Genomic DNA, 24,931 nt, shown 5'->3' with positions numbered 1-24,931 from the left:
AAGGAGGAATGATAATGGCTCAAGGCGTTTCAAATCATGATTTATTTAAATTAAAATCCATTACGCAACCAACTGCAATTGGGGATCGTTATTTCTTTGTTGAAAATGGAATTGATGAGGAAAGTAACCAATATTACAGTAAAATTGCTAGTGTCGATGAAGATCAGAACTACACAATTTGGGCTGATGGTGGGATTAATGTCAATCCCATTGTCTGTGATGGCAAACTCTTTTATTTACACAGAGATGCCCAAAAACACTTCCAAATTATGGAAATGCCACTTACTGGTGGAACCGCCAAACAAATTACCAGTGGCAATAACATTGAACAAATCAAAAAATCAAGCGATGAGCAAACGCTCGTTTTAAAAATTACTAAATCACGGGTCAAAACGAAGTATGAAACATCTGACTTCCCAGTGCCCCGCCACGTTAATAAAATTTTCAATCGGTTAGATGGGATTGGGTGGCTCCCAAACGATTTAAGTTATGAGTTAGTTTACTTTGATGTTCATACGCACCAAACGATCACCCTATTAGATGTTAAACATGACTTTGATCTAAAAACAATTAGTGCCGATAATATGAAAATTGTCTATACCAAATCCAATCACCCTGATCTAAAGACAGATTATGATCCCACTCAGGGGGTATACATGTACAACGTTGATACCAAAGAGGAAACTTACATCACTAAAAGTGTTGATGGTGGAATCTTCTCAGATGCCCAGTTCTCCCCTGATGGCAAACAATTGGCATTAATTGGTAACACCAATGAACACCCTAATTGTACAGTCAATAACTTTTGGCTATACCAATTTGATGGTGAACAATTAACTAACGTTACCAATAGTGATGATAAATATGACTGTGGGTATGAAAATGGTTTAGCTGCTGACTTTGCTCAACATAAATTGGGTAAGGCGATCCAATGGCTAGATAATGATCATTATGTCTTCCATGCCTATCATCATGGCCGCAGCATCCTATTATCAGGGTCTGGTAATGACTATCAACTCCTTCATGATGGAATTGAAGATGTATATGACTTCAGTGCTTTGAACGATCACCAAATCGTCTTAAGCGTTTCCAAACAAGAAAAGCCTAGTGAACTCCAAGTGCTAAACATCGATGGTCAAAACGCTGACGTTACAACGATTTTCAATCCTAATGCTCAGTATGAAAAAGACCATACTTATGCTAAGTCCGATCATTTTATCTATGTCTCCAAAGATCAAAAGGTCCAATTAGATGGTTGGACGATTCACGCTCATAACTTAGCGGATGGCCAAAAGAGTCCAGTCATCCTATACATTCATGGTGGCCCCCATGCTGCTTATGGTGAAACATTCTTCCATGAATTCCAAACGCTTGCTAACCACGGCTATGCAGTCGTATTTGTCAACCCAAGGGGTTCCACATCTTACGGTCAAGCATTCGAATCTGATGTGATTGGCCATTATGGTGAAAATGATTATTCAGACGTCCTAACTGGTTTAGACTATGCATTAAACCAATTTTCGGACCTAGATGCTGATAAACTCTTCGTCGCTGGTGGTTCTTACGGTGGATTCCTTTCCAGTTGGATCATTGGCCATAACGACCGCTTTAAAGCAGCCAGCGTGCAAAGACCCGTTACTGACTGGCAAGCACTCTATGGCACCAGTGACGTTGGTTTTTGGTTCAACCGTACTGAACTAGGGGTTGATTTATTCAAGGACGCTAATGCCCATGAGGTATACTGGGATAAATCACCACTGAAATATGCTCACAACGTAAAGACGCCAGTTAGAATTCAACACGGTGAGTACGACATGCGATGCCCTACCAACCAGAGTGAATCTTACTTTACGGCGGTCAAGCAAACTGGCACCGATTGTGATTACATTCGTTATCCGCAATCATTCCACGGTTTCTCTAGAAACGGATTGCCTAACCTAAGAATTCAAAGAATTGATGATATCCTTGAATGGTTCAACCGTTATAAAAGCGACCCACTGAAGTAACCATTCGAAAAAAAAATCCTGATGACATTCGTCATCAGGATTTTTTTATTTTTTGTGGTTGTGTTTCTTAAAGGCTTCATAAACGCCCACAACGGCTTCTAAGAACATTCCAGTTGCCATCATTCGCATTGCGATCATTTGAGCATTCATATCGTTATTAAATGAAAAGTATATCAACACACCATAGAAAATTAAGAACATCACAGAAACTATTTTAGAATTACACATCATTAGTCGGCTCCTATTTAGTTTGGTTCGTCCGTGAACGAATCATAAATGCAAATAATAACCCGACTAGTTCTAATACTAGCATGGTCACGAACACAATGTGATAAGCATTATGATTAGCAACGGTTTCAGCAATGCCACTCGCTTTTTGACTTCTTGCAACATTGGTTAAAATTAAAGTTGCTACAGCAACCCCTAGCGAACCTAAGATTTGCCGAGCGGTCGTGGTAACCGCAGTCCCATCAGCAACGACATCTCGTGGCAATGAATTAGCCCCTAACGTAACAGCAGGCATCATTACAAAGGCGTTCCCACCTTCGATCAGCATTGCCAATAAAATCATGACCCAGATGTTAGGTTGACCAGGAATCACGGCCAGTAATAACCAACCTAATACAATCATCGTCATCCCTGATAACATGGTTTTCTTAAAACCGATCCGATCGGCTAATTTACCAGTCAAGGGGTTCAAGAAGCTAAGGAATGCCGCACCCGGAACCAATGCCATCCCAGAGATAAATGGTGACACCCCTAAAATATCTTGGTAGTAAAGTGGAAAGACAATCGTCGTTACGATCAATGCAATGTAAGAAATTCCAGTTAAAAGCACCGATAAATCGTAGTTAAAAGTCTTTAAGACCTTTAATTGCAAGAGCGGGTGCTTCATTGTCCATTGCCGATATACGAAGATGGCAACGAATAAAATACTTACCGCTAAAATAATAATTGCTTGCCCCAAGTTGACGTTTGGCTTACCAATCATATTCACTACGTACAAAATCCCTGCAAATCCAACCAATAAGAAGGTGGAAACGTAGTCTAAGCTACTCTTCTTATGGGGCATTACATCCTTAATGGCATGAAAACTTAGGAATAAAATAATCGTTGCCGTTGTAATGAAGAACACGAACAACCCATGCCAATCGGTAAACTTCAGTACGACCCCAGAAATAATTGGTCCCACTGCTAAGGCAGAACCCATTACTAATCCTGCCAGTCCCATCGTGCTCCCCCGTTGATCCTTAGGAGTGATGTATAGTAAGACCGATTGATACGATGGGAATAAAATCCCCACCGCAACGGCCTTTAAGATCCGCCCCACCATCATAATCGGAAAGGTAGGCGCAAATAAGATAATAATCGATCCAACATCAAACAAAATAATTACAGATATAAATAAAGTTCGAAACCCGATGTTGTTCAATAACCATGGACTGACCGGCATCATAATGCACATTACCAGCATAAAGGCGGTCGTTAACCACTGCACGGTAGTCGCCGAAATATTAAAGTAGCGCATGAACGTAGGGTAAACAGTCGATAAAGATGATTGACTGATCGACATCGTAAAGCTTCCTAACAGAAGAACAAAGATAAACCAAGAACGGTTAAATGGTTTGCCATGTAAGTCATAGCTTACCTTTTGTTCAGCATTTTGGTTCATTATTAATCACCTCAAATTATAATCATTATAAATTGATAACTACTATATTTTATAACGATTACAAACAAAAGTAAATAGATTAGCGCTTATCAAATAATGCCTTTTCTACTAAACGATCGACAACGGGATGGTTGAACAATCCGAAATGATTGGCATCACTACCAGTTAGCTTAATTGCTTGGTAGTTATCAGTCCGTTTTTTGACCAGATACTTTAAGGATTCGGAGGAGACGTTGGTAATGACCCCATCGTTATTGCCCTTGCCCGCACTATTACCGTAGATATTTAATACCTTCACGTTCTTAGGCATCGTCTTAGTACTGGCTAACAAGTCATCATATGAAGGGTATTCCTTCGTTGCTTTTCTCATGATCAATGGCTTATCATCGTTGTTCAAATGATTAGAATTAGCCTTATCATTAGTCTTCATAACCCCATTATAACCAGCACAAATTGAAATCAACTGACTTAATTCTGGGATGCTAGTATCCTTGTCACTAGCGGTCATTAAAGCAGCAACCGCACCCCCGCTAAAACCAACTGCATTATAGTTATTGTAATCATACTTACTCTTTAAATGGACCAAGACTTTATATAGGCCATGCATTTGATCATATACAGTGGTTTTATTGCCAAAGGTTACCTTAATCAGTGGCTGAGCGGTTTTTTGCGTTAACTTGCCCTTGTAAACGGGATTACCATTTTTAAAGGTAATGCTGAGACTCTTATTGCCCCCGTCCCGTTCACCAATCGTCATTAAATGGTTCGCAGCTTTAGTAGATGAATTCGCACCGTTTATGTACAGAGTAGGAACGGGACGATTAACTTTTTTGCTGGTTTTATTTAAATCATTATCATTGTTAATGCTAACGAATATTGCAGCTGCTAATACGATCACTAGCGCTACCACTAACATGATGGTTTGTTTTGCATGCTTAGTCACGAAAATCAGTCTCCTTATATATTGTCTAGATATAAGAATACTAGAAAATTCAACTAATTTCATTAAAAAGTGTCGATTTAAACAATTTCATTAGCATGATTCGGCCAAAAGTAGTAAATTAGATGGTGAGATAATAAAATAAGGGAGCGAATGATTAGATGATTACATTAAAATCACCTCGTGAAATCGAAAAAATGGCCGAATCTGGTGCGATTTTAGCTGGGGTTCATAAAGGATTACAAAAATTAATCAAGCCTGGTTTAGATACATGGGAAATTGAAGAATTTGCTGATAAGTATATTACAGACCATGGTGCCAAAGCCTCAGAAAAAGGTTTTGACGGCTACAAGTTCGCTACTTGTATCTCCATTAATGATGAAGTAGCACATGGAATTCCTCGCAAGGGCCTTAAGTTAAAGGATGGCGACATCGTTAAGGTCGATATGTGTGTGAATAAGGATGGCTTTGAAAGTGATTCTTGCTGGAGTTACGCTGTTGGCAACGTTTCTGATGAAATCAAAAAGTTAATGCAAGTGACCCACGATGCCTTATACCTTGGAATCGATCAAGCCGTAATCGGCAATCGGATCGGTGATATCGGTGCGGCAATCCAAGAATACGTTGAACAACAAAATGGTTTTGGTGACGTGCGTGAATTAATCGGTCACGGAATTCAACCATCCATTCACGAAGCACCAAATGTGCCTGGCTATGGACATGCTGGCCAAGGGATGCGGTTGCGTGAAGGAATGACGATTACGATCGAACCAATGGTCAACACTGGTACTTGGCAAATTACCGATCGTTACGATAAAAAAGACGACTGGACCTACTACGTTTCAGCAGACGGCACTCCATCTGCTCAATACGAACATACCTTAGCAATCACTAAGGATGGTCCTAAGATTTTAACTTCTCAAGACCCCGAAGCGGATCAAAAATACATGCTTTAAAATGAAAAAGATAATTCCAACCACTAGGTTAGAATTATCTTTTTTTACTTACATAGTATCCCCACATCAATAGTCCATTAATAATTGAAAGCAAAATCGAAAAGATACTGAAGATCTTGAAACCATTAAACACCCCAAAATGGGATTGCATTAACGCCCCCACCGTCGTTCCCATCGAACCCATGAACATCTGAAAGGTTTGAATAATCGCGGTGGCATCGGCTTGATCAGAGCGCACCTGGTCATCAATCGCAGCGGTTTGGGCCCCAAAGTAGGCCATGTTCCGCCCGATGATGTAGACAATGTAGGCAACGATGATGGCAATTAACCCCAAATGGTTGGTAAAAACAGCCATCACGACTACAGCAGTCATGAAGATCGCATTCCCTAGATACATCGGGAGCTTACCACCGTGGTTGTCGTACATCCTACCAAAATAAGGATTCAATATCGCCCCAGTCAACGCCCCTGGTAGCAATGAAAATCCTGCAATAAAACTAGAGGTGTGCAGACCGTTTTCGGCAACGTTCGGGATGATCAAGTCTAATCCCAGCATCGAGAACATGTACAGCGCAACCGGCGTAAAGAGGGCTAAGAACTGCCCCTTCTTAAATAGCTCGAGGTTCAAAAATGATCGTTTTGAACGGCGGATGTGCCAGACAAAGACCACTAATGTCACCACAATCACTAAGAAGAACGGCCAATTAAATCCATTCGTTTCTATTTGGTTCACAAGCATTAAGCTCAGCGTTAAAATCACCGTCAACAAAGTAAACGCAATGAAATCAAAGCCATTCGTGTGTGAACGATTGTCAACATGGGTAATCGTCTTCCAGCCCAACAACACGGATAGTGCAGGAGCAATCAATAAAATTATAAAAATCGCCCGCCAGTTCATTAGGTCTAAGACTAACCCACCATAGGTTGGGCCAAACGAGGGTGCGAGGCTCACTACTAGTGAGGAGACCCCCAGCCACGTCCCAATCTTAGCGCGTGGCACGGTGTAGATTACAATGTTAAATGACAATGGCATCGCAACTCCAGATGAGATTCCTTCTAATACCCGTCCTAAAATTAAAATCGGTAGGTTCGGTGCAAACGCCCCGACTAGCGAACCAACGATAAAGAGGATGATACTAAATAACCAGACCGCCCGAATGCTAAACCGCTTGTTCGTGTAGGCACTGGTGGTAATGGCTGCCGTAACTGCTAATAGATAGGCGGCCGTGACCCACTGAATCGTATTCAGATCACTACCAAAAGTTTTAGCCAGGGTGGTAAAAGTTACGTTCATGGAAGTTTCGGCCATGATTCCGGAAAATGATAGTAATGCTACTGAAATAATTGCTAAGATCGTCTTTAACGAAACATGATTTGAATCCATTTCAATCCCCCTTCCAAAATAAAAAGCCAAGCGTTAACTTGGCTTCCAATTAAAAACTACTTGTAAATCCCAACTTTTTGTTTCATTTCTAAGATTCGCCGCACTGATGCGTCGACCTGTTTAATTGAGATTCGTTTATCCTTAATTGCTCGTTTTAATGCTGGAATTCCGCTTCGGTAGTTACTAGACATCAACATGTCGTTACCAGCCTCAAATGCAAGAACATCGGCATTCACCCGATGGGCACTGGCGTATTGAGTAACCGCCCCCATCTGAAGACTATCGGTAACGATAACCCCGTTGTACCCGAGATCAGAGCGTAATAGTTTAACCACCTTAGGCGATAGTGAAGCTGGCCGATATCTATCGACACGGTTCAACACGATGTGGGTTACCATGATCGAATCAGCGCCAGCAGCAATTCCAGCTTTGAAAGGTAGGAAGTCAACTCGTTTCAAATCTGAAAGTGAACGGTTGGTAGTGGCACCCCCGACGTGGGTGTCAGCAGCCGAACCATAACCTGGGAAGTGCTTTAGTGAAGTCGCAACTCCCTGGCTTTGAATGGCTGGAACGACTGCTTTGATGTAACTCGCAGTCTTAGCAGCACTTTGACCAAATGTCCGCGCATAGATAAAACTGTTCCGATTGGATGAAACGTCGGCATCTGGTGCGTAGTTCCAGTTAATTCCAAGCGCCTTTAAATCACGGGCGGAGCGTTTAGCTTGGGCCAATACGTTCTTCATTCCACCACTGTGGTAAGCCGCTTGTGGTGATGGGTAGTAAGTTGACCCTGAGATGGCCCGATTAATGCTTAGTCGTGAAACCGTCCCACCTTCTTGGTCGGTCCCGATCATTAACGGAATTTTAGCGCTATTTTGCATTCCCTTAATGTGATTCTTAAATGAACTCCGATTCCCTGTAAAGTCGGCACTGCCTAAGATGACTCCACCAAGGTGGTAGTTCTTAACCGCTGAATTAGCTGCAGCATCATTTCTAGAAACATCGGCAACGTAGAGCTGCCCTAATTTTTCAGATAATGACATCTTATTGATTGTCTTTTGAATCTGATCTTCTGAATCCTTCGCATGCTTAACTGAAGGCTTAGTTTCCTTTTTTGACTGCTTAGAATTAATCAACGTAATCGCAGCCATCACAGAATTGGAATTGCCAGCCTGGGTAGCTAATAGACCCACTCCAGCAATCACTATCCCACCAGTAAGTAAAGCAATCAAAAATTTCTTCATCAAACAAACCTCCAAAGGCGATTTTTATTATGTAGCACTTTTAGTATATATTAATTTTTTATTAAATACAAAAAAACATCGGAAATTTATCCGATGTTTTTAATTTAAAGCGTCATTATTTAATCATCATGGTGATCATCTGGCGATAAAATCAAATCACCATCAACGGCATTACGCCGCTCAACAGTAATTTTTTTCCGCCGAATACGGTTTTGACGCCGAACTTCACGCCATTCAGAACGTTTGACCTTAATCGTTTTAATCGATTCATCGTTGCGCAACATCTTCCAAATTGAGTATAGAATGAATGGCACCACGAACATCAATGGAAATCCAGCTAGTGTACAGAAGGTCTGAATAGTTTCAAATCCCCCGACCATTACTAAACTAAACGAGAAGATGATAAAGATGACCACCCAGGTCATTCGGTTGGCCCGACTTGGTTGTTCGCCCCGTGCTAATGGTAAACTGGTGAACGAAGACAAAACGTAGGCCGATGATGAAATCGTGGTGGCTAAAAAGATAAAACACGAGATACAGTAAAGTGCGAACATAACGAATTTTAATGGTAATGTCGAAAGGACCGCTGCAATTACTGCCGATTGTCCCTGGGTGCTTAAAATATGGATTAGATCAAGCGTCCCAGTCTTTTGCAGCCAGAGTGAATAACCACCGAGGATGGCATAAAAACTCATACAACCAAGCGCCCCGTAGGTCAACATCCCGACTACGATTTGGCGAATCGTCCGTCCCCGTGAAATCCTGGCAATGAACAGACCCATAAATGGCATGTAAGATAGCCACCAACCCCAGTAGAAAATCGTTTCTTGTTGAGTGGTATCAGCCCGTCCGTTGGGGATCGTATTGGTGCTTAACGGGATGAACTTCTGAATTAGCAATCCAATACTATTGGTTTCAGAATTTAAAATGTACACCGTTGGCCCAATTGCTAACACAATTGCTAGGAAAATCAATGCCGTCCAGATGTGCATGTTACTGAGCTTATCGATTCCACCCTTTAGCCCCTTGAAGACCGTGAAGGTAAAAATCACAAATAGGATCGCAAATAGCACTAATTTAAGTAGCAATGTGTCTGGAATCCCAGTTAAAGAACTCAACACCTTTGAAATAATCGGAATTTCTAGGCCGACCGAGGCGCCAACCCCACCCATGATTCCAAGCACCACGAGAATGTTAACGACCGTTCGTAACACCCTTTGCCATGACTTATCACCATTGAGCATTACGATCGAATCACTTAACGATTGGACCTTCAACTTTTTAACGTATAGGATGTAGCCAATCGCAATCGTTGGGGCGGCAAACATCATCCAAGCCATCGGACCCCAATTATACTGCCCTAACATATGAGCGAGGCCATACGCCTCTTGCGAATACGGCTTCGCACCAAATGGTGGATCCTGTAAGTAACGCAATGGATCGACCATACTAAGCATTAGGATACTAGCATCAATGGCGGTCGCAAAGACCATTGCACCCCATTGAAAATTACCATAGGCTGGCTTTTCTTCCTTATCACCAAGCTTGATGCCACCATACTTGCTAAGAATAATAAAAATAAAGAAAACGAAGTTAATTACATAGATCCACATGTAGCCCCAGCCCATTTCACCTGACACCCATGCTAAGATCGAATTTAAAACGCCGCGAATCGAAGATCCGCCAATCATTAATATTGCTGAAACACAGATAAATAAAATGACCGTTGGAATAAAAATCACCTTATTGATCTTTTTATTTCTAAAAATAAAAAATCCTCCTCAAAAATTAAAAATGTTACCGAATTAAAATAAGTAACATAGTAAAATTTGAAACTAAACAGCTCGCCACGAGCGATATGTATATCGTCCACAACCGTTGGTGGTGGGTTGAAAATGACTATCAAATTTTATGTTTTCATTTTCTAACGTTTATTATAGAACAATTGTAACCGAATATAAAATATATTATTGATATGTTTAGGGACGCCTAAATTATATCCCATAAGATAATTGCTCATAAACGGCGAATCACTCCCCCGGCAATAGCCTTTCGATCATGGTCGTCAAAGTAAGTGCCTGGGTGATCTACACAATTGCAATCATTTTCCCCAATTGGCATTGACTCGGCTTAGGGATCATCTTATTTAGCCTCTTTCAAATTTTAGGGCACGTCTTCCAAATGACTATCAAGCTCAAGACCTGGTACAATCCGGGATTATTCACGACGGTCGTGTTATTCCTACCGTTAGGAATCGTCTTCATCAATAAGTTAGCGAAAATTGGCGCCTTGAACTGGTCAACCTGGTTGTTCGCAGTGTTAACCCTTTTGGCCTGCATTGCTTTGAGCATCGTCTTGCCAGTCCAGGCATTGAAGAACAAGAATACTAAGTACGTAATCAGCCCTTGGCAAGTAAAGCGCTACCATGAAGTCATTAAGTTTTGTCGAATTAAATAATCAAAAAAATCAGGTCGCTGGCTAGCAACCTGATTTTTTAATCTATTGATGAATCGTGTATTTGTTCCGTTTATTCGCAACGTTTGGTGTATGACTAATAATTTGGAAAATGATTAAGATGACCATTAACGCAATTATAGTTGCCCCAAACATCCCAATCCCAGGCATCGTCCCCTTGAATGGTGACACACTGCCCAGTGCAGAAATCACGGTTGGCGAAATTGCGGTCCCGATGTTACAACCAACTAATAACACGGAATTAGCAAGTGCGTTCGAACCCTTCGGAGCAGCGACTTCCATTAGGTTAAAGAGGTAGTTACCGGCTAATGGGAAGGCACACCCGATGACCATCACGGAGATGATCAACATTGGAAAGCTGTGGGCGTAGTTCATAAGTAACATCCCAACTGAGAGGAATAACATCCCTGCTGAGAAGACGAACCGCTTGATAACTTGGTAGATCTTTCCGAACAAGAAGCCCATTACCATACTAGTCAACGTGAAAATGGTAATGACAAAACTAGCATCGGTCGCAGTCCCCATCTTGGCGTTGACAACGATCGAAGGTGTCAAGATACTAACGGCAGCCATCCCCATGGTTAGCAAGCAACAAATCACTCCAGCAGCGATGACCTTGAAGTTGACCCGTTGCTTAGCACTATCTTGGGGGTTGGCTTGATTAACTTGAGTGGTCGTATCGTCGGTAAATGGTGGGACGACGAACCAGAATAATGCGAGGACGGCAAAGATAACGATGTATGCAAGAAATGAAAATTGCCAACTGATGTTGAGCAATAGCCCAATCGATATGTTCATGATACAAAGGCCGACCTGTTCAAATGAACTCCGGTTCCCAAGCATTTGCGAACGATCTTCGCCAGTGTAGAATAGGTTCACCATCGTAATGGCAAGCGAATTCAATAAACCAATCCCGATTCCAAAGATGGCCCGCGAAACTAAGATCACCCATAGGTTCGGCACGAAGGCTGGGATGATCCCAGTTATCCCCATGATCAATAGTCCTAAGCCAATACAGTTCTTCATTCCTAATTTTCTAGAAATCGAAGCTGAAAATAATAGCACGATAAAGGCCGGAATCTGTTGGATCGTGGCCACCGTGTTAACTAATGAAGTCGGATAGTTTGAAAATGTTTTCGCCATTGCGGGTAGTGCTGGTGAAACAGCAGTCCCAATCGTAATGACCAATGAAACAGCTAATATGGAAAAGCGATGGAACAGCGTTTTGGAGTTCCAACTATTTGAATCCTTACTCATATGTGAACACCCTCTTAATAATTTAAACCAATGTATGTTCTTATTATACTCCCAATTTGTAAAACAATAACAAATTTTAAACCATTTAATGAAACAACTACAGTACTTATGTTTAATTTTAGTGTATACTGATAGTATACAAAACATATTACAGGGGGCGTTGAAATTGAAACCATTTTCTCAATTAATTAGCATCGCATTAACCGTTACAGTATTGGGTGGCGTGGGGATGGTAAATAGTTCCTCCACCGCTAATGCTGCTAAAACAACTATTAAGGGCGCTCCAAAGGTGTTAAAGGGGACTTGGGTGACTAAGGTCGCTCGCGCCGAACCAGAAGTTGAAGATGCCCGTTACCAAAAGAGCATCCTATTCGTTACAAATAAATCAATTGATGAATCAGGACTATTTTATAAGACTAAAACCAAGCCTGCTAATCCATTCAACAGTGCTGGTGGTTCCATTAATAGCGGACTTACCTATACTAAGAAGCATAAAACATATTATTTGAGTACCCGTGAAGGTAAGATTCGTTATTATTACAAGGTCAAACGTTTAAGCAACAAGCAAATCAAGGTGTACCTCGGCAATAGTTATTCGAAAAAGCAGCCTACCAAGTGGGAATATAATGGTAAGTACTACAAACAATCAAGTAAGATCGTTAATTTTACGACGAAATATAAGTTTAAATATTAAAACAATGGGATAAAACGTTCATCATTAATGGATTTTTTATCCCTTTTTTTTAATTGAATTAAATCTACATTAATGCATTAAAATAAATAGATTTATTGATAAAAAAGATGGATAATTAAATTAATTATAAAGGAGTGACTAATATGAAAATAAAACATCTATGGATTAGTGCAATCACCATCACATCTTTTTTCACGCTAACTGGATCATTCAATGCCAGTGCAGCAAAGTGGCATAAAGGAACCCCTCATTTTATGAAGGGCCGTTGGATTTCTAAAATGCACAAAACCCAAAATAATACTGGAAAAACGAAATTTGATCGGGAAACTAGTTACTATCGGGATGCATTTGTTATCAACGATATTAAGACCGATCCAATTAATTACAATCCATTTTGGTACAATCAAAATAAAAAATACTCCAGCACAGGTGCTATAAATGGTGCAGCAGCAAATGGTCGATACAAGAAGGTCGGTAAGAATAAATATATTTACAGTGAATACTTGTATGCCGTCAATAAGCGTTCCAAGATACATATCAAAAAAATAAGCAAAAAACACGTCATTATAGCAGGAGAAACATTTAAAAAAGTAAAAAGTTTTAAGCCATACGCTAAGTAGCCTATTAAGTAGGAATTCAATGGTAAGGCGGCAGCATGTTCAGTGATGGTGAACATGCTGCCTTTTTTGTTGAAAGTAATCCCAAAATGCTTCTCATAATTATCGAATGCAATTCCCATTTTAATTTATCGTAATGTTTGAAACAAAAGATTAAATTATAGTATAATTAACTTGTTAAATATTAATAATTGGAGTTGAAAATAAATGAAAAGAAAAATTTTATCAACGCTAGCAGCAACTAGCATTCTGTTATTTACAGGTGCCAGCGCCAGTGCAGCCACATTACATAAGGGGACCCCAAGTAGTATTCACGGTAGTTGGGTTTCTACCAAGGGATATACAAACGGGCCTAGAGTGAACGAAAAGTACCGCATTAACTTTACCTCATCGGATTACCTTCAATTCGACTATCCTGCCGAAGCTGATCCATCCGCAATGACTAAGGTTCACTATAAATATACTGGTAAAAACCGTTACAAAATAACTGGTAAAAAAATTAGTCAAGGCCAGGTTAGCATTAATGAATCCATGGATGTTCACCTATTATCAAAGAATAGAATGCGGCTTAGCTTCCATTCCAGCTCTACTTTACCTGGTTCTTGGAGCACCATCATGAAGAGAAATTAGGGAATTCTTAATTTCCAAATGAATTTAAAAATGGTCCTTAGCATAAGAAAAGTTTCCTATGCTAAGGACCATTTATTTTAGGAGTTAGTTCACAGCTCCCATATTACATATTATTCCTTAGTCGATGCTACCACTAAGAACTGAATCACACTGATCACAAGCAAGAAGAGCAATGCAAACGTGTAGCCTAGAATGCCATTGCCAGCAACTAGTGCAGTCGTTTTGGTAATGATCGTTGCAACGACCACCGTTCCAATCGCCCCTGCAAATTGCTGGACGGTCGTAATGATGGCATTTCCATCGGCTTGTAAGTTCCCAGTTAAGTAACTCAACCCCTTGGTCATGATGTTTCCGTATGCTAGGCCAACACCAATCATGATCAAAGTATAGAAGATGAGCACAACGGCATTGCTGAGCTGACTCGAAAAGATGCTCAAGATCAATAGTGAAATCACCATCAAACCAATCCCACTTAAAATTGGTTTCTTAGCCCCAAAGCGATCTAATAATGCGCCAGAAAATGGTGAAACCACTGCTCCCAACACGGCTCCAGGCAATAGGATCAACCCAGCCGTACTAGAGGCACTGTGATTAATCAACTGAACATAATTAGGAATCACAAAGGCTAAGCCCAAGATAATGAGCTGATTGATGAAAAATGCTAAAACGTACTTAGCATACGCCGCGTTCTTTAAGATGTGAACGCGCAGTAGTGGTTGTACAGAACGGTTTTGCATCCTAACAAATAGCCACAATGCAATTAAACCGATTACAATCGGAACGATCACCATTGGATTCCAGAAGCTACTGGTACTAATGGTATCAATCCCAATGATTAATCCTGCGAAGGTTACCACGATCAACAAGAAGCTCTTGATATCAAAGCGTTCTGCAACGAGTGGTTCCTTGCGCAAGTGGGGAATTGAAAACATCCCCATCACTAATGAAATTAACAAGATTGGCATTAAGATAATAAAGATAAATCGCCAACCAAGCGTATTAACAATGATTCCACCAAAGGTTGGTCCAACGGCAGAAGCTGCGGCAGTAATCAAAGAGCCAACGCCCATCATCACCCCCAATCGCTCTTGTGGCACGTTTTCTAGGATGATGTTGAACATTAACGGCAAAGCGATTCCGGTCCCAAAACCTTGAATCACCCGTCCTAACAGCAAGAAGATAAATGATGGTGCGAACGCATCCACCAATAGGCCAATTAGGAACAATAAGTTGGCAGTTATAAATAGCGAACTGATTTTAAAACGGGCCTTTAAGAACCGCGATAGTGGAATAATGCTCGATAATACCAATAGGTAGATCGTAGTCATCCACTGGACGACACTTAAGCCGATGCCAAACTCCTTGATCAACGTGGGGAACGTGATGTTCATCGATGTTTCCACCGTCACCCCACTAAACGTCATAACTCCTGATGCAATAATTGCTAATAAAACACTTGATGATATTTTCTTTTCCATTAAATAATCATTGTATTTCGTCTCCTTATATATTTTGCCTAACTAAAAGTAAGCACTATCGGTTATTATATAAAAAAAATTTCCAAATTGTCAACAAAAAAATGATTTTAACCACTAACGGCTAAAATCATTTCCCATTTTTTAAATTAATTAACGGTCTTAATTACGTGGGCTGGATTCCCAACGATCACTACATTATCACCAAATGACTTAGTCACAACGGAACCTGCGCCGACCACCACGTTATTCCCCAGCGTCACTCCTGGGAGAATCGTCACGTGACCACCCAGCCAGACGTTATTACCAATCGTAATCGGGGCGCCCATTTCAACATCATTTTTACGTTGAACTGGATCAATCGGATGGACTGGGGTATACAATCCACAGTCTGGTCCGAAGTAACAGTTATTCCCGATCGTAATCGGACAGGTGTCTAAAAGCGTCAAGTGGTAGTTAGCATAAAAATCATCGCCAACGTGGATGTTGAATCCGTAATCGAATTCAATTCCATTCTCCACGAATAGGTTCTTACCACTATCAGCTAACAGTGACTTTAATTGCCGATTAAATTCTTGATTATCATAAATTTGGTTCAACGCCCCTAATGCTTTCCGCATTTTAGTTCGTTGGGCCTGTAATTCTGGATCGAACTGGTCATAATTTTCACCAGCCGTCATCTTCTCACGTTCTGTTGTCATGATTCCACCATCCTGTTCAATTCAATGATAACACGACTACTTATCGTTATCATCAAAGCCCTTCAGCTTATTGAACATATCTTTAATATTATCAACTGATTCATCTTTTGATAATGGGTGGTCAGGAGCATTTTTATCGATTTCTGCTCCCGATGAACCATTCTTTAAAAAGTCATCGATTCGATTTAATGCATTGTCCCTCACATCTTGATCGGCATGTGGGGCTGGATTCTCTGGTCGAGGCCGTGCAACATTGATCGTCCCGGACTCGCCCATCCTATCCATCGCATCATTTAATTTTTTATCAACGAACACGTTGCCAGAATCTTCAGCGTGCCCCTTAGTCCAGTGCCATTTCAAATCAGGGAATTCTTTTAACAACTCATACATCTTTTTCCAAAGTTCCATATTTTTAACTGGGTTACCACTTTTAGTCTTCCAACCATTGTTGACCCAGCCATAAAGCCAATTCTTCGTGATCGAATCTAAAACGTACTTAGAATCAGCAACAATATCGATCTGATTATTATTCAATTTATTTTGCACTAAGACTTGCAAGGCATTTAATGCTGCCATGATTTCCATTCGATTATTAGTGGAACCTAATTCACAGCCAGCATCGCTATGATTAGTCCCATCAGGCATGATAATTAAATAGGCCCAAGCAGCTTTATCGTTATCTTGAACATGTCCGCCACGTACATTGCCGTGGTTTCTAGAACCACCATCGGTATAAACGACAATGGCACCATTTCTAATCGGAGCAACCAGATCAGAATCCGATGTATAATTGTCTGAATAATCGCTTTGATGTAAAAATTCTTCAGCTTCTTCTTTCGTCAAGAAACTCTTATATCTAGCATGCGGAAAATTAGTAATTTCTGCTTGACACTGTGGCCAACTATTGTAAATTCCTGGTGTTCTTCCTCTTCTAACTGCATAGTACTTATGAGCCATAATATCGCCTCCGGTAAGCTTTCCGACTTTGATTTTAAGCCTTTTTGTGAGAAAATAAAAGTAAAAGGAGATTTTTTGATGACTAAGTTAAATACAACATTAATCACCGTCCAAGATGCCTGGGCAATGCTTAAGGATAAAAAAAGCCAACAAAATGAACGTTTTCCCCAATTTGAGAAAAACGGCAAGTTTATTCTGCCAGACTATAAACTAACGCGCAAGCGAGAAGCCTTCAAAATTCGTAAAAGAACGTTTTTGAAACGCCATGCGCGTTCGTACGTTGCCTTTGATTCAGATAATGGACAAACGTTGTGGCTACACAATTTTCCTAGTCTCTCCGCAGCATTATTTTGGTTAGACACGGGACTAAAGACTAATGATATGGATAGTCATTCTTCATATCAACAATGGAAAAGTAGCCACCTTGATGACATTAATGAATTTAAGGATCAATTACGGAAAAAATCAAAGCATAATCACATCCCCAAGAATGCCAACGACTTGGAACAATAAAAGACAAAAAAAGCCCAGTATCTAAATACTGGGTTTTATTTTTACTTAGCAGGACTTTGCTTTAAGAATTTTTGTAATGCTGAAATTTCTTTGTTCTTCTTCTTGTCCTTCTTTTGGTTAACTGGACGACGGCCTTGAACACCGTTTGGATGACAAATACGCATAACTTTATCGCTCCTTTACTTTGTCTGTCTTATTCTTGAAATATACCTGTTAATTATAATACAAAGTGCCCCCTAAAATCAAATCTAAAAATAAGCTTCGTTCAGCCTTGTGCAACGGGCTATTACCACTTATTAGGACTCCAGACTCGGCCATCTAATTCATCGTTGGCCTGTTGGATGCGCTTTTCCTGCTCAACTGCAATCCGTTTGGCGCCTTCAAATAGGCAGCGGTCGGTAAAATCGGCCTCTGCGTCGGCAAATTTTTGGAGTTGGTCTAATAACCATTGTTGATCGTCCATTATTCATCATCCCCCCGTTTGATCATCGCGATTTGATCCTTTAAACTCGCTAGTTCGGATTGCTGGTTCTCCAGTTGGTCAATCGTCAGTTCTAATAACGACTGCTTTTGTGGATCGCCTTCCCGTTCTGCCTTAGCACGCAAGCGGTCGATCACCCAACTTTGTTGTCCGTCGAATGAATTCGGCTTTGGATTATTGATATAGTTTTGATAATCAAATAGCAACCGCGCCTTCTGGTCGGCCGTCATGTAGTTGAACTGATCGACCACGAATGGCGGTAAGAACTGCATCCCCGCTTGTTTCGCAACGGCTTGAAACGGCTTCATGAGTTCTGAAATCGAAAATCCTTCACTACCACCAGCAACGTAGTTCTTAGCAGCCGTCCCCAGCGTCACTACGATCCCTAATTGCTTATCGGCGAGTCTGCCATCTTGATTCTGATAGGTAAAGTTTCTGGTCAACACTTCATCTTCCCATTTCTTTAATAACGCCGGTGAGCTATACCAATAAAGTGGGAATTGAAAGATGATCCGTTGTGCACTGGTCAATAGCGCTTGTTCCTTGGGCACATCGATTTGATAGTCTGGATATGCATGATCTAGGGGGTGCCATACGACCTGCTCTAAATTGCGGGTCGCACCCCGTAAAAACGATTGGGTCGTCGAATCATCAATCTCTGGATGCGATATAATTACTAACGTTTTCAAATGCTCATCCCCATACATTAATATTAATATCATTCTAACTTAAAAAAGATTCGAGTTCACTGATTGACTTTCTTAAGATTTAATGCTATTATAATACCAATGTGTTACGTAGTTTCGAGTTTTTAAGGTTCTTGTTTTGCATAAAACTTCCTTATTTAGATTCAAGCTTAATGATACATGCAATATTTTTCAATTATGGAGGTTCTTAATTATGGAACAAGGTACTGTAAAATGGTTTAACGCTGACAAGGGATACGGATTTATTACTACTGACAATGGTGACGTTTTTGTTCACTACTCAGCAATCAACAAAGATGGCTTCAAGACTTTAGACGAAGGCGAAAAAGTTACTCTTGATGTTGAACAAGGCGACCGTGGCCCACAAGCTGCTAACGTTACCCCTGTTGAAGGTTAATCCTTTTAACTAACTTAATGAAAAACGGTGTGGATTTTATCCACACCGTTTTTTTGTATCAATTTTTAAAGTGCATGTATTTAGAAGCAAAAATGACTAATGATTCGACTGGTTCTTGCATCCCATCTTGAGTCCAGGTAATTAAAATTTCAGTTAGTCCGCCAGAGATTAATGATATCAGTAATTTAGAAGAATTTTCCCGAAATGATAACACCCTTTGATCGATCAATCCGCCAATATAATAACGTAACCGTTCCCGAATGATAATGGTCAAATCATTCTTGATCAAAAGCTCCATCACGTGTTGATCAGCTTTGATTAAATTAAAAAAAATCGTTGCGATATCAAAAAAAGTCCGTGAATGGCTAGCGGATACCTCTTGAATAAACTGCGTAAATAAACCATCAAAGTGGTAGATTAATAATTCCTTTTTATCATGAAAATTACGGTAATAAGTCATTCGTGAGATCTTGGTTTCTTGACAGATTTCCTTCACGGTAATGTCTTTATAATCCATCGTATCCATTAACTTAATCATTCCAGCAACAATTTTTCGTTTTGTCGCTAACTTATCTCTCATATCCTTAATCCACCACTTTTCCTTCTCTTGCAATCTTATATTACTATTGTAAAAATTTCAAATCTTTAAATTTTTTGAGCTTTTTATAACCCTTTTTTGAAACATTGCTTTATAATAATAATTGAGTTCTATATATTGTAAAGGAGATTTTATTATGGCATTTGAAGAAGATACTACATTAGATAGAAAGATGAGTGAAGTATACGACTGGAGCGATTCAGATACCCCAGTTAGAGATGCATTGTGGGACCATTTTATGGAAAACAATAACCATGACACTATCAAGACTTCCGATGAGATGGATAAGTATGAAAACATGTCAGACGACGAAGTTAAGGCTAATGCCGAAAAGGTATTGAAGAAATAGTCATTCCTCCAACAACCCAATATTTTAACTCATCGAGCGCTTGATTCTTAGGAATCAAGTGCTTTTTTTGCGTCCGCAATTAAATCCGCGCTGACCGATTCAGAGGTGAACCGTTGCAACGGTGTATATTCGTGCCGATGGTTAAAAGCAACCGGTTCATAAGCCACCACTGCGACCTTCATATTATTTTCAGTCAAGAAGATCTGGCCGACCTGCTTGAACTTGCCGTTGGTATGCTTACCAGTCCGCCAATCGTGCAACTTAAAGCTGCCGTCAGCGTCTTTTTTGATCTGATAGTTGCCGGAGTTATCAGTTTCCACTGGCACCCCGATATAGCGATTTACTTTATATTTCCCCTTCATTTTTTCACCCCGTTTATTTATTTGTCTATCATAACATTATTTTAAAAAACGTTGGCACCGAATCGGCGACCAACGTTTATTTTAAATTATGCTTTTGGTTTGAACTTGCGGTAAATCATCGTTCCAATCAACCCAATGTAGGTAAGGACTTGCACTAAGACTAAGGCCTTGAACCAGCGACTGATGTGATAACCAATCACCAAGTGGTTCTTTCCAGGATGGGAACTGACGATCAAAGCACCGACCTTTGAGGTCTTAAAGTGCTTGAACGGTTTACCGTTACGCGATACCGTTGTGTGCCCGTACTTAAAGACTGGCAACAAGATCTTTTTAGTATGGTGCGTCGGGTTCTTCCAGCTAACCTTCATGCCATGCTTAGTGACCGTCTTTTTAACGTGGTAACGATTCTTTTTAACCGCCGTTACGGTATAGGCGTGATATGGATGGAATGGGAAGTAATCGTCTGGTGCAATCGAATGCTTGATCGGTAAGTAATCAGGCGTTGATTTCGTCATGTACTTCAGCGCCAACTTTAGATCATCGGATTTCAACGAATTTCGCAGCTTTTTAACACTCTTAGTGTGAACCTTTAAATTAGTGTTATTATCGATTACTCGGTCTGCATGGTACGAAATCGTCCCTAAAATGACGGTCCCCTCTGCAATCCCAAAAATTCCAAGGAACGCCAGGGTCGCAAATGTCCATCTAACGACCTGCATCCCGCGACTGACCTCGTTCGTTAAAAAGATTCCGACTAATAGGAACAATAACGCAAATGAGACGACGTAAAAACGAGCGGGCATCTGAATGTAATAAGAGACCCCTGGCACCCATTTTTGAATCAGATTCCATGGGAAGAAGTAAGATGATAACCACAGAAATAAGATTGCATTGCCAAAAATGACCTTCGTATAGAGGCTCAATTGCTTCCATTTGACGATCACATAGATCGTGACCAACAAGTATAGTGCGGTATAGACTGGCAACAAGACATATGAATGGGTATTGATCACGTTAAATGCATTTTCACTCATCACTAATTGTGGTGCGACTGGCAATAAGGTGTTGGATTTAAAGAGTTCTAACATCCCGCCCCACACATTGGCAGTCAATAACAACGTCAACCCGATTGCTTTGCACAGGTCTAATACCAAGTGAGTACGGTTTTTGCTATAAATGAATGCCACAATGAAGAATGGAATCAAAGCCAATGCACAGATGATACTGGTCATCAAATGCATTTGGATCACGAGCGTCATCGAAAGTGATAACGGAATGATGGCGATCTTATCTTTGCGCATCATTTGCGTCCCAGCTAGTAAGACCAACGGCGTGAACATTGCGCCCAGTCCTGTAAATTGCGAACCTGAGACCCACGACAGCATTGGTGAGGATAATAAGTACATCGCACTCACTACCACTGCTGGCCATTGTTTAACGCGGTTAGCAATCGATAGGTGATACATCAACCATCCAGCAATCGATAGGTACAGCCAACTGGTTAGCAACTGGAATTTGAACCAAGTCCCAACAATTAGTAGTAATAGACCATTAAAATAAGCAAAAATTGGGCCGTAGAGGGCATTGATCACCCGCCCCGTTTGTTGATACCCAAAAAAGGATTGGAAATAATTATAATCCCCAGTTTTGATCTGCATTGCAGCATCATAAAAGCGGTTCATATGAAAAATCGAATCGATTCCCACAATGAACGACTTAGTAAAAATCTGTGGCAAAATTTCGATCAACGCAACGATCGCGATGATTAAATACGGCCAAAGCCGCCGCCATTTTTGGTTAGCCATGATGATACCCCTTTATTTTATAATTATATAAAAAAGTATCCGTAACGAAACGGATACTATTATTATAACTTAAAATTAGTTTTATAAATTATATATTATCGCAAACTTTATATTTGATTTTTTGATGAATGTAATATTTATTGTGCCAAATAAAAAACTCTGAATCGATTAGACCCAGAGTTTTTTAATTATTCCATTGGTGGTAAGTCATCCACATGGTTTTTGTGAATCCGTTGCAACAGGTAAATTGAATAAATTACCAATACCGCCCCAATACATTCAACGAGGTCAAAAGGTACCCCTAATGACTGAATGAATGCGATTGGAATTATCGTACAGATCAAACTGAGGATAAACGTCATCGCAGGTTCAACGGCATCCACAATACTAAGCACTTCTGATGAAGCGAACTTCAAACTGTAGATCATTGATGAAAATGCACAAATCGTCCCTACTAAGATTACGCCACCTAATCCCACTAATACTAATGGGCTGGCAGTTACTTGCTTTGGAGCGGCGATAAAGAATGGTGCGTGGTGGACTGCAATGTAGAAGATATTAAATGGAATACTTGCAATTAAAGTTCCCCATCCCAGAACCACAAATGGTGAGTTTTCCTTCGAAAGTGGTTGTGGAACTGAGTAGTAAATCGCAGCCGAAACAGCTGATCCCAAGCCCCAAAGAATTGAAACCAACGGAATGGAAAGTTCTCCCAAGTCACCCTTAGTAACTGAGAGGATAATTCCAACCAATGCAATCAAAAATACTAACACGTCAGACTTCAAAGGCCGATGCCCTCTGAAAATGAACTTGTACAATACAATAAAGATTGGTGCTAAGTATTGTAACAACGTCGCTGTCGGTGCATTTCCAGTTTGAATTGCCATGTAGAAGGTGGACATATTAACAGCAAGGCCGAATAAACTATAGATCAATAACAACATGATCGAACGTTTGTCCTTAAATACCTTGAAGATGTCTTTTTTAACGTGGAAGGCCCCAATCACTAGTAACAAAATCCCCGCAACTGATGTTCTAGCAGAAATGAACCAATCAACTGGGATTGCACCGTTCTTAGCAACCATCTGCATTAAAATTCCAGAAAATGCCCAGAGTGTCGAAGCCATTGCTGACCAGAAAATCCCCCGTGCGACATTTTCTTTCAATTGTTTCTTGTCTTGCATTATTACACCTCAAATAGTAATTATATTAATCTCAAGGGATATTTTACACGATGATGATTAAATTTAAATGTGATAATTACTAATTTTTATTTAGTAAACTGTGGCGAATCCCGTATGAGAAGTAGATTACTAACCCGATCACGAACCAGATCAACGCCGTGTAGAAGGTATCCTTAGGTAGCTGGGTCGCAATCCCGATACTCAAGACTGCGGAAAGCAGTGGAATCCATGGGTACAATGGGACCTTAAAGCCATTGTTAGGAATGTCTTGCCGTTTCCGTAATGGTAAGATCCCTAGTGAGATCACGATAAAGGCGATCAACGTCCCGATGTTTACCAAGCTAGCCAACTTATCAAGGGAGATAAAACCACTCATAAAGGCAATCACGATCGTTACGATCAACACACTGTGGTGCGGAACGTTATTATTATTAACCTTGTGCAGATGCTTTGGTAATAACCCATCGCGACCCATTGAATAAAGTAGTCTGGAACCACCGTAAATCATGGTCAACATCATGGTGAACATCCCTGCTAACGCCCCGATCGCAATGATTCCAGCAACGAAGTTTTGGTGCACCATTTGTAATGCAAATGATACGGGATCAGCTACGTTTAGGTCCTTGTAGTGCACCATTCCAGTTAACACTAATGAAACCAATACATATAGGATCGTACAAATAACGAGCGTCCCTAAAATCCCAATTGGCATGTTGCGCTTAGGATTCTTCACTTCAGAAGCAGCTGATGACACACAATCGAACCCAAGGTAAGCAAAGAAGACCGCTGCGGCCCCGTGGAAGATTCCACCAGCCCCGAATGGTAACAATGGGTTCCAGTTGCTTGGCTTCACGAAGAAGGCTCCGACAACTAAGAACAATACGATGATCAACACCTTAACGATCACGATGATGTTATTGATCCGTGAAGAAGACTGGGTCCCCTTCGTTAAAATAAAGGCAATCAATAAGACGATCAAGATCGCAAAAAGATTGACGTACGTCCCCTTGCTAGGGTCGTAAAAGCTGCTTAACGCCTTTGGAATGTGAATCCCAAATCCAGCCAGAAATGTCTGGAAGTACGCTGACCAACCAGTCGCAACTGCGGCCACCGACAGCGTGTATTCCAATACTAACGCCCAGCCTAACACCCAGCCAATCACTTCACCGAAGACCACGTTCCCGTAAGAATAGGCACTCCCCGCAACTGGTAGTGATGATGAAAATTCAGCGTAACACATCGCACTGAGTGAACAGACGATCGTAGCAATAATAAACGAAAAGATAATTCCAGGTCCTGCAGTAGTAGCGGCCACCGTTCCGGGCAGGATAAAGATCCCCGCACCGATAACGGTCCCGACGCCCATTCCGATTAAATCCCAGGAACCGAGTGTCCGCTTTAAATTACTATCTTGATCGATATAATTATCCAGCGTTTCTTTTCTAAACATATTAGATAATAAACTCATGGTTTTCCCTCTTTCTAAAACATAATCATTCCGAATAACAAAAAAGGAGCCATACATTT

At 40.6% G+C, this 24,931-nt stretch carries 27 protein-coding genes; 9 read left to right on the top strand and 18 right to left on the bottom strand.

Annotation, left to right across the window (positions count from 1 at the left end):
* Positions 1-14 precede the first annotated feature (14 nt).
* Positions 15-2,006, top strand: a complete 1,992-nt coding sequence (locus ACSYTJ_RS01590; RefSeq protein ID WP_491719997.1) for a S9 family peptidase — start codon at positions 15-17, stop codon at positions 2,004-2,006.
* A 45-nt stretch (positions 2,007-2,051) separates the two neighbouring features.
* Here ACSYTJ_RS01590 and ACSYTJ_RS01585 read toward each other — a convergent pair whose 3' ends face one another.
* The 3 genes from ACSYTJ_RS01585 to ACSYTJ_RS01575 form a co-directional block, all read right to left on the bottom strand.
* Positions 2,052-2,234: a hypothetical protein gene (locus ACSYTJ_RS01585; protein ID WP_491717119.1), complete on the bottom strand. Its 183-nt coding sequence runs from the start codon at positions 2,232-2,234 to the stop codon at positions 2,052-2,054.
* Between the two features lie 13 nt (positions 2,235-2,247).
* Positions 2,248-3,678 (bottom strand): MFS transporter, encoded by a 1,431-nt coding sequence (locus ACSYTJ_RS01580; RefSeq protein WP_491719996.1) that lies wholly within the window; start codon positions 3,676-3,678, stop codon positions 2,248-2,250.
* Between the two features lie 79 nt (positions 3,679-3,757).
* Positions 3,758-4,621 carry an alpha/beta hydrolase gene (locus tag ACSYTJ_RS01575; protein WP_491719995.1) on the bottom strand — a complete coding sequence of 288 codons (864 nt, stop codon included), beginning with the start codon at positions 4,619-4,621 and terminating at the stop codon, positions 3,758-3,760.
* A gap of 158 nt (positions 4,622-4,779) precedes the next feature.
* Between ACSYTJ_RS01575 and map the strand changes: the two genes are divergently transcribed.
* On the top strand, positions 4,780-5,574 hold the full coding sequence (map, locus tag ACSYTJ_RS01570; protein WP_491717116.1) for a type I methionyl aminopeptidase: 795 nt from the start codon (positions 4,780-4,782) through the stop codon (positions 5,572-5,574).
* Between the two features lie 34 nt (positions 5,575-5,608).
* On the opposite strand, the gene ACSYTJ_RS01565 is transcribed toward map, so the two are convergent.
* The 3 genes from ACSYTJ_RS01565 to ACSYTJ_RS01555 form a co-directional block, all read right to left on the bottom strand.
* The gene (locus tag ACSYTJ_RS01565; protein ID WP_491719994.1) at positions 5,609-6,958 is read right to left on the bottom strand and encodes an MFS transporter; all 1,350 of its coding nucleotides are present in this window, start codon (positions 6,956-6,958) and stop codon (positions 5,609-5,611) included.
* A 56-nt stretch (positions 6,959-7,014) separates the two neighbouring features.
* Entirely contained in the window at positions 7,015-8,202 is a 1,188-nt protein-coding gene (locus ACSYTJ_RS01560) for a glycoside hydrolase family 3 protein (RefSeq protein WP_491719993.1), read from the bottom strand.
* A 119-nt stretch (positions 8,203-8,321) separates the two neighbouring features.
* Entirely contained in the window at positions 8,322-9,935 is a 1,614-nt protein-coding gene (locus ACSYTJ_RS01555; protein ID WP_491717281.1) for a BCCT family transporter, read from the bottom strand.
* A 403-nt stretch (positions 9,936-10,338) separates the two neighbouring features.
* Here ACSYTJ_RS01555 and ACSYTJ_RS01550 point away from each other — a divergent pair, with 403 nt between their 5' ends.
* A complete protein-coding gene (locus ACSYTJ_RS01550) occupies positions 10,339-10,659 on the top strand; it encodes an HXXEE domain-containing protein (protein WP_491720123.1) in 321 nt (106 codons plus the stop codon).
* Positions 10,660-10,701: 42 nt separating this feature from the next.
* On the opposite strand, the gene ACSYTJ_RS01545 is transcribed toward ACSYTJ_RS01550, so the two are convergent.
* On the bottom strand, positions 10,702-11,934 hold the full coding sequence (locus ACSYTJ_RS01545; RefSeq protein WP_491719992.1) for an MFS transporter: 1,233 nt from the start codon (positions 11,932-11,934) through the stop codon (positions 10,702-10,704).
* A gap of 166 nt (positions 11,935-12,100) precedes the next feature.
* Here ACSYTJ_RS01545 and ACSYTJ_RS01540 point away from each other — a divergent pair, with 166 nt between their 5' ends.
* The 3 genes from ACSYTJ_RS01540 (at position 12,101) to ACSYTJ_RS01530 (ending at position 13,875) form a co-directional block, all read left to right on the top strand.
* Complete coding sequence (locus ACSYTJ_RS01540; protein WP_491719991.1) at positions 12,101-12,628, top strand: hypothetical protein; 528 nt, start codon at positions 12,101-12,103, stop codon at positions 12,626-12,628.
* A 143-nt stretch (positions 12,629-12,771) separates the two neighbouring features.
* Complete coding sequence (locus ACSYTJ_RS01535; RefSeq protein WP_491719990.1) at positions 12,772-13,248, top strand: hypothetical protein; 477 nt, start codon at positions 12,772-12,774, stop codon at positions 13,246-13,248.
* Between the two features lie 204 nt (positions 13,249-13,452).
* Entirely contained in the window at positions 13,453-13,875 is a 423-nt protein-coding gene (locus ACSYTJ_RS01530) for a hypothetical protein (protein WP_491719989.1), read from the top strand.
* Between the two features lie 110 nt (positions 13,876-13,985).
* Here the strand turns inward: ACSYTJ_RS01530 and ACSYTJ_RS01525 are convergent, their stop codons facing one another.
* The 3 genes from ACSYTJ_RS01525 to ACSYTJ_RS01515 all read right to left on the bottom strand — a co-directional run bounded on the left by ACSYTJ_RS01525 (position 13,986) and on the right by ACSYTJ_RS01515 (position 17,008).
* The gene (locus ACSYTJ_RS01525) at positions 13,986-15,353 is read right to left on the bottom strand and encodes an MFS transporter (protein ID WP_491719988.1); all 1,368 of its coding nucleotides are present in this window, start codon (positions 15,351-15,353) and stop codon (positions 13,986-13,988) included.
* A gap of 146 nt (positions 15,354-15,499) precedes the next feature.
* Complete coding sequence (locus ACSYTJ_RS01520) at positions 15,500-16,051, bottom strand: sugar O-acetyltransferase (RefSeq protein WP_491717108.1); 552 nt, start codon at positions 16,049-16,051, stop codon at positions 15,500-15,502.
* 36 nt (positions 16,052-16,087) lie between these two features.
* Positions 16,088-17,008 (bottom strand): ribonuclease H family protein, encoded by a 921-nt coding sequence (locus ACSYTJ_RS01515; protein WP_491719987.1) that lies wholly within the window; start codon positions 17,006-17,008, stop codon positions 16,088-16,090.
* Positions 17,009-17,086: 78 nt separating this feature from the next.
* Here ACSYTJ_RS01515 and ACSYTJ_RS01510 point away from each other — a divergent pair, with 78 nt between their 5' ends.
* Positions 17,087-17,521 carry a hypothetical protein gene (locus ACSYTJ_RS01510; protein ID WP_491717106.1) on the top strand — a complete coding sequence of 145 codons (435 nt, stop codon included), beginning with the start codon at positions 17,087-17,089 and terminating at the stop codon, positions 17,519-17,521.
* A 41-nt stretch (positions 17,522-17,562) separates the two neighbouring features.
* Here ACSYTJ_RS01510 and ACSYTJ_RS01505 read toward each other — a convergent pair whose 3' ends face one another.
* From ACSYTJ_RS01505 to ACSYTJ_RS01495, 3 genes are all read right to left on the bottom strand, one after another.
* Entirely contained in the window at positions 17,563-17,685 is a 123-nt protein-coding gene (locus ACSYTJ_RS01505; protein ID WP_255552537.1) for a hypothetical protein, read from the bottom strand.
* 122 nt (positions 17,686-17,807) lie between these two features.
* A complete protein-coding gene (locus tag ACSYTJ_RS01500) occupies positions 17,808-17,984 on the bottom strand; it encodes a hypothetical protein (protein ID WP_491719986.1) in 177 nt (58 codons plus the stop codon).
* A complete protein-coding gene (locus ACSYTJ_RS01495; RefSeq protein WP_491719985.1) occupies positions 17,984-18,691 on the bottom strand; it encodes an NAD(P)H-dependent oxidoreductase in 708 nt (235 codons plus the stop codon). The genes ACSYTJ_RS01500 and ACSYTJ_RS01495 overlap by 1 nt, the downstream gene beginning before the upstream one ends.
* A gap of 211 nt (positions 18,692-18,902) precedes the next feature.
* Here ACSYTJ_RS01495 and ACSYTJ_RS01490 point away from each other — a divergent pair, with 211 nt between their 5' ends.
* Positions 18,903-19,106: a cold-shock protein gene (locus ACSYTJ_RS01490; protein ID WP_219054080.1), complete on the top strand. Its 204-nt coding sequence runs from the start codon at positions 18,903-18,905 to the stop codon at positions 19,104-19,106.
* 58 nt (positions 19,107-19,164) lie between these two features.
* On the opposite strand, the gene ACSYTJ_RS01485 is transcribed toward ACSYTJ_RS01490, so the two are convergent.
* Entirely contained in the window at positions 19,165-19,686 is a 522-nt protein-coding gene (locus tag ACSYTJ_RS01485) for a TetR/AcrR family transcriptional regulator (protein ID WP_491717103.1), read from the bottom strand.
* A gap of 154 nt (positions 19,687-19,840) precedes the next feature.
* Here ACSYTJ_RS01485 and ACSYTJ_RS01480 point away from each other — a divergent pair, with 154 nt between their 5' ends.
* Positions 19,841-20,053, top strand: a complete 213-nt coding sequence (locus ACSYTJ_RS01480; RefSeq protein ID WP_491717102.1) for a P8 family protein — start codon at positions 19,841-19,843, stop codon at positions 20,051-20,053.
* 47 nt (positions 20,054-20,100) lie between these two features.
* On the opposite strand, the gene ACSYTJ_RS01475 is transcribed toward ACSYTJ_RS01480, so the two are convergent.
* From ACSYTJ_RS01475 to ACSYTJ_RS01460, 4 genes are all read right to left on the bottom strand, one after another.
* Complete coding sequence (locus tag ACSYTJ_RS01475; protein WP_491717101.1) at positions 20,101-20,415, bottom strand: DUF7671 family protein; 315 nt, start codon at positions 20,413-20,415, stop codon at positions 20,101-20,103.
* Positions 20,416-20,501: 86 nt separating this feature from the next.
* Positions 20,502-22,220, bottom strand: a complete 1,719-nt coding sequence (locus ACSYTJ_RS01470; protein ID WP_491719984.1) for a hypothetical protein — start codon at positions 22,218-22,220, stop codon at positions 20,502-20,504.
* A gap of 188 nt (positions 22,221-22,408) precedes the next feature.
* Positions 22,409-23,404 carry a DMT family transporter gene (locus ACSYTJ_RS01465; protein ID WP_491717099.1) on the bottom strand — a complete coding sequence of 332 codons (996 nt, stop codon included), beginning with the start codon at positions 23,402-23,404 and terminating at the stop codon, positions 22,409-22,411.
* Between the two features lie 79 nt (positions 23,405-23,483).
* Positions 23,484-24,872 (bottom strand): APC family permease, encoded by a 1,389-nt coding sequence (locus tag ACSYTJ_RS01460; protein WP_491717098.1) that lies wholly within the window; start codon positions 24,870-24,872, stop codon positions 23,484-23,486.
* Between the last annotated feature and the right edge of the window lie 59 nt (positions 24,873-24,931).

It is taken from the genome of Nicoliella sp. ESL1113 (assembly GCF_058509245.1).
This window is presented reverse-complemented; position numbering and strand designations above follow the sequence as displayed.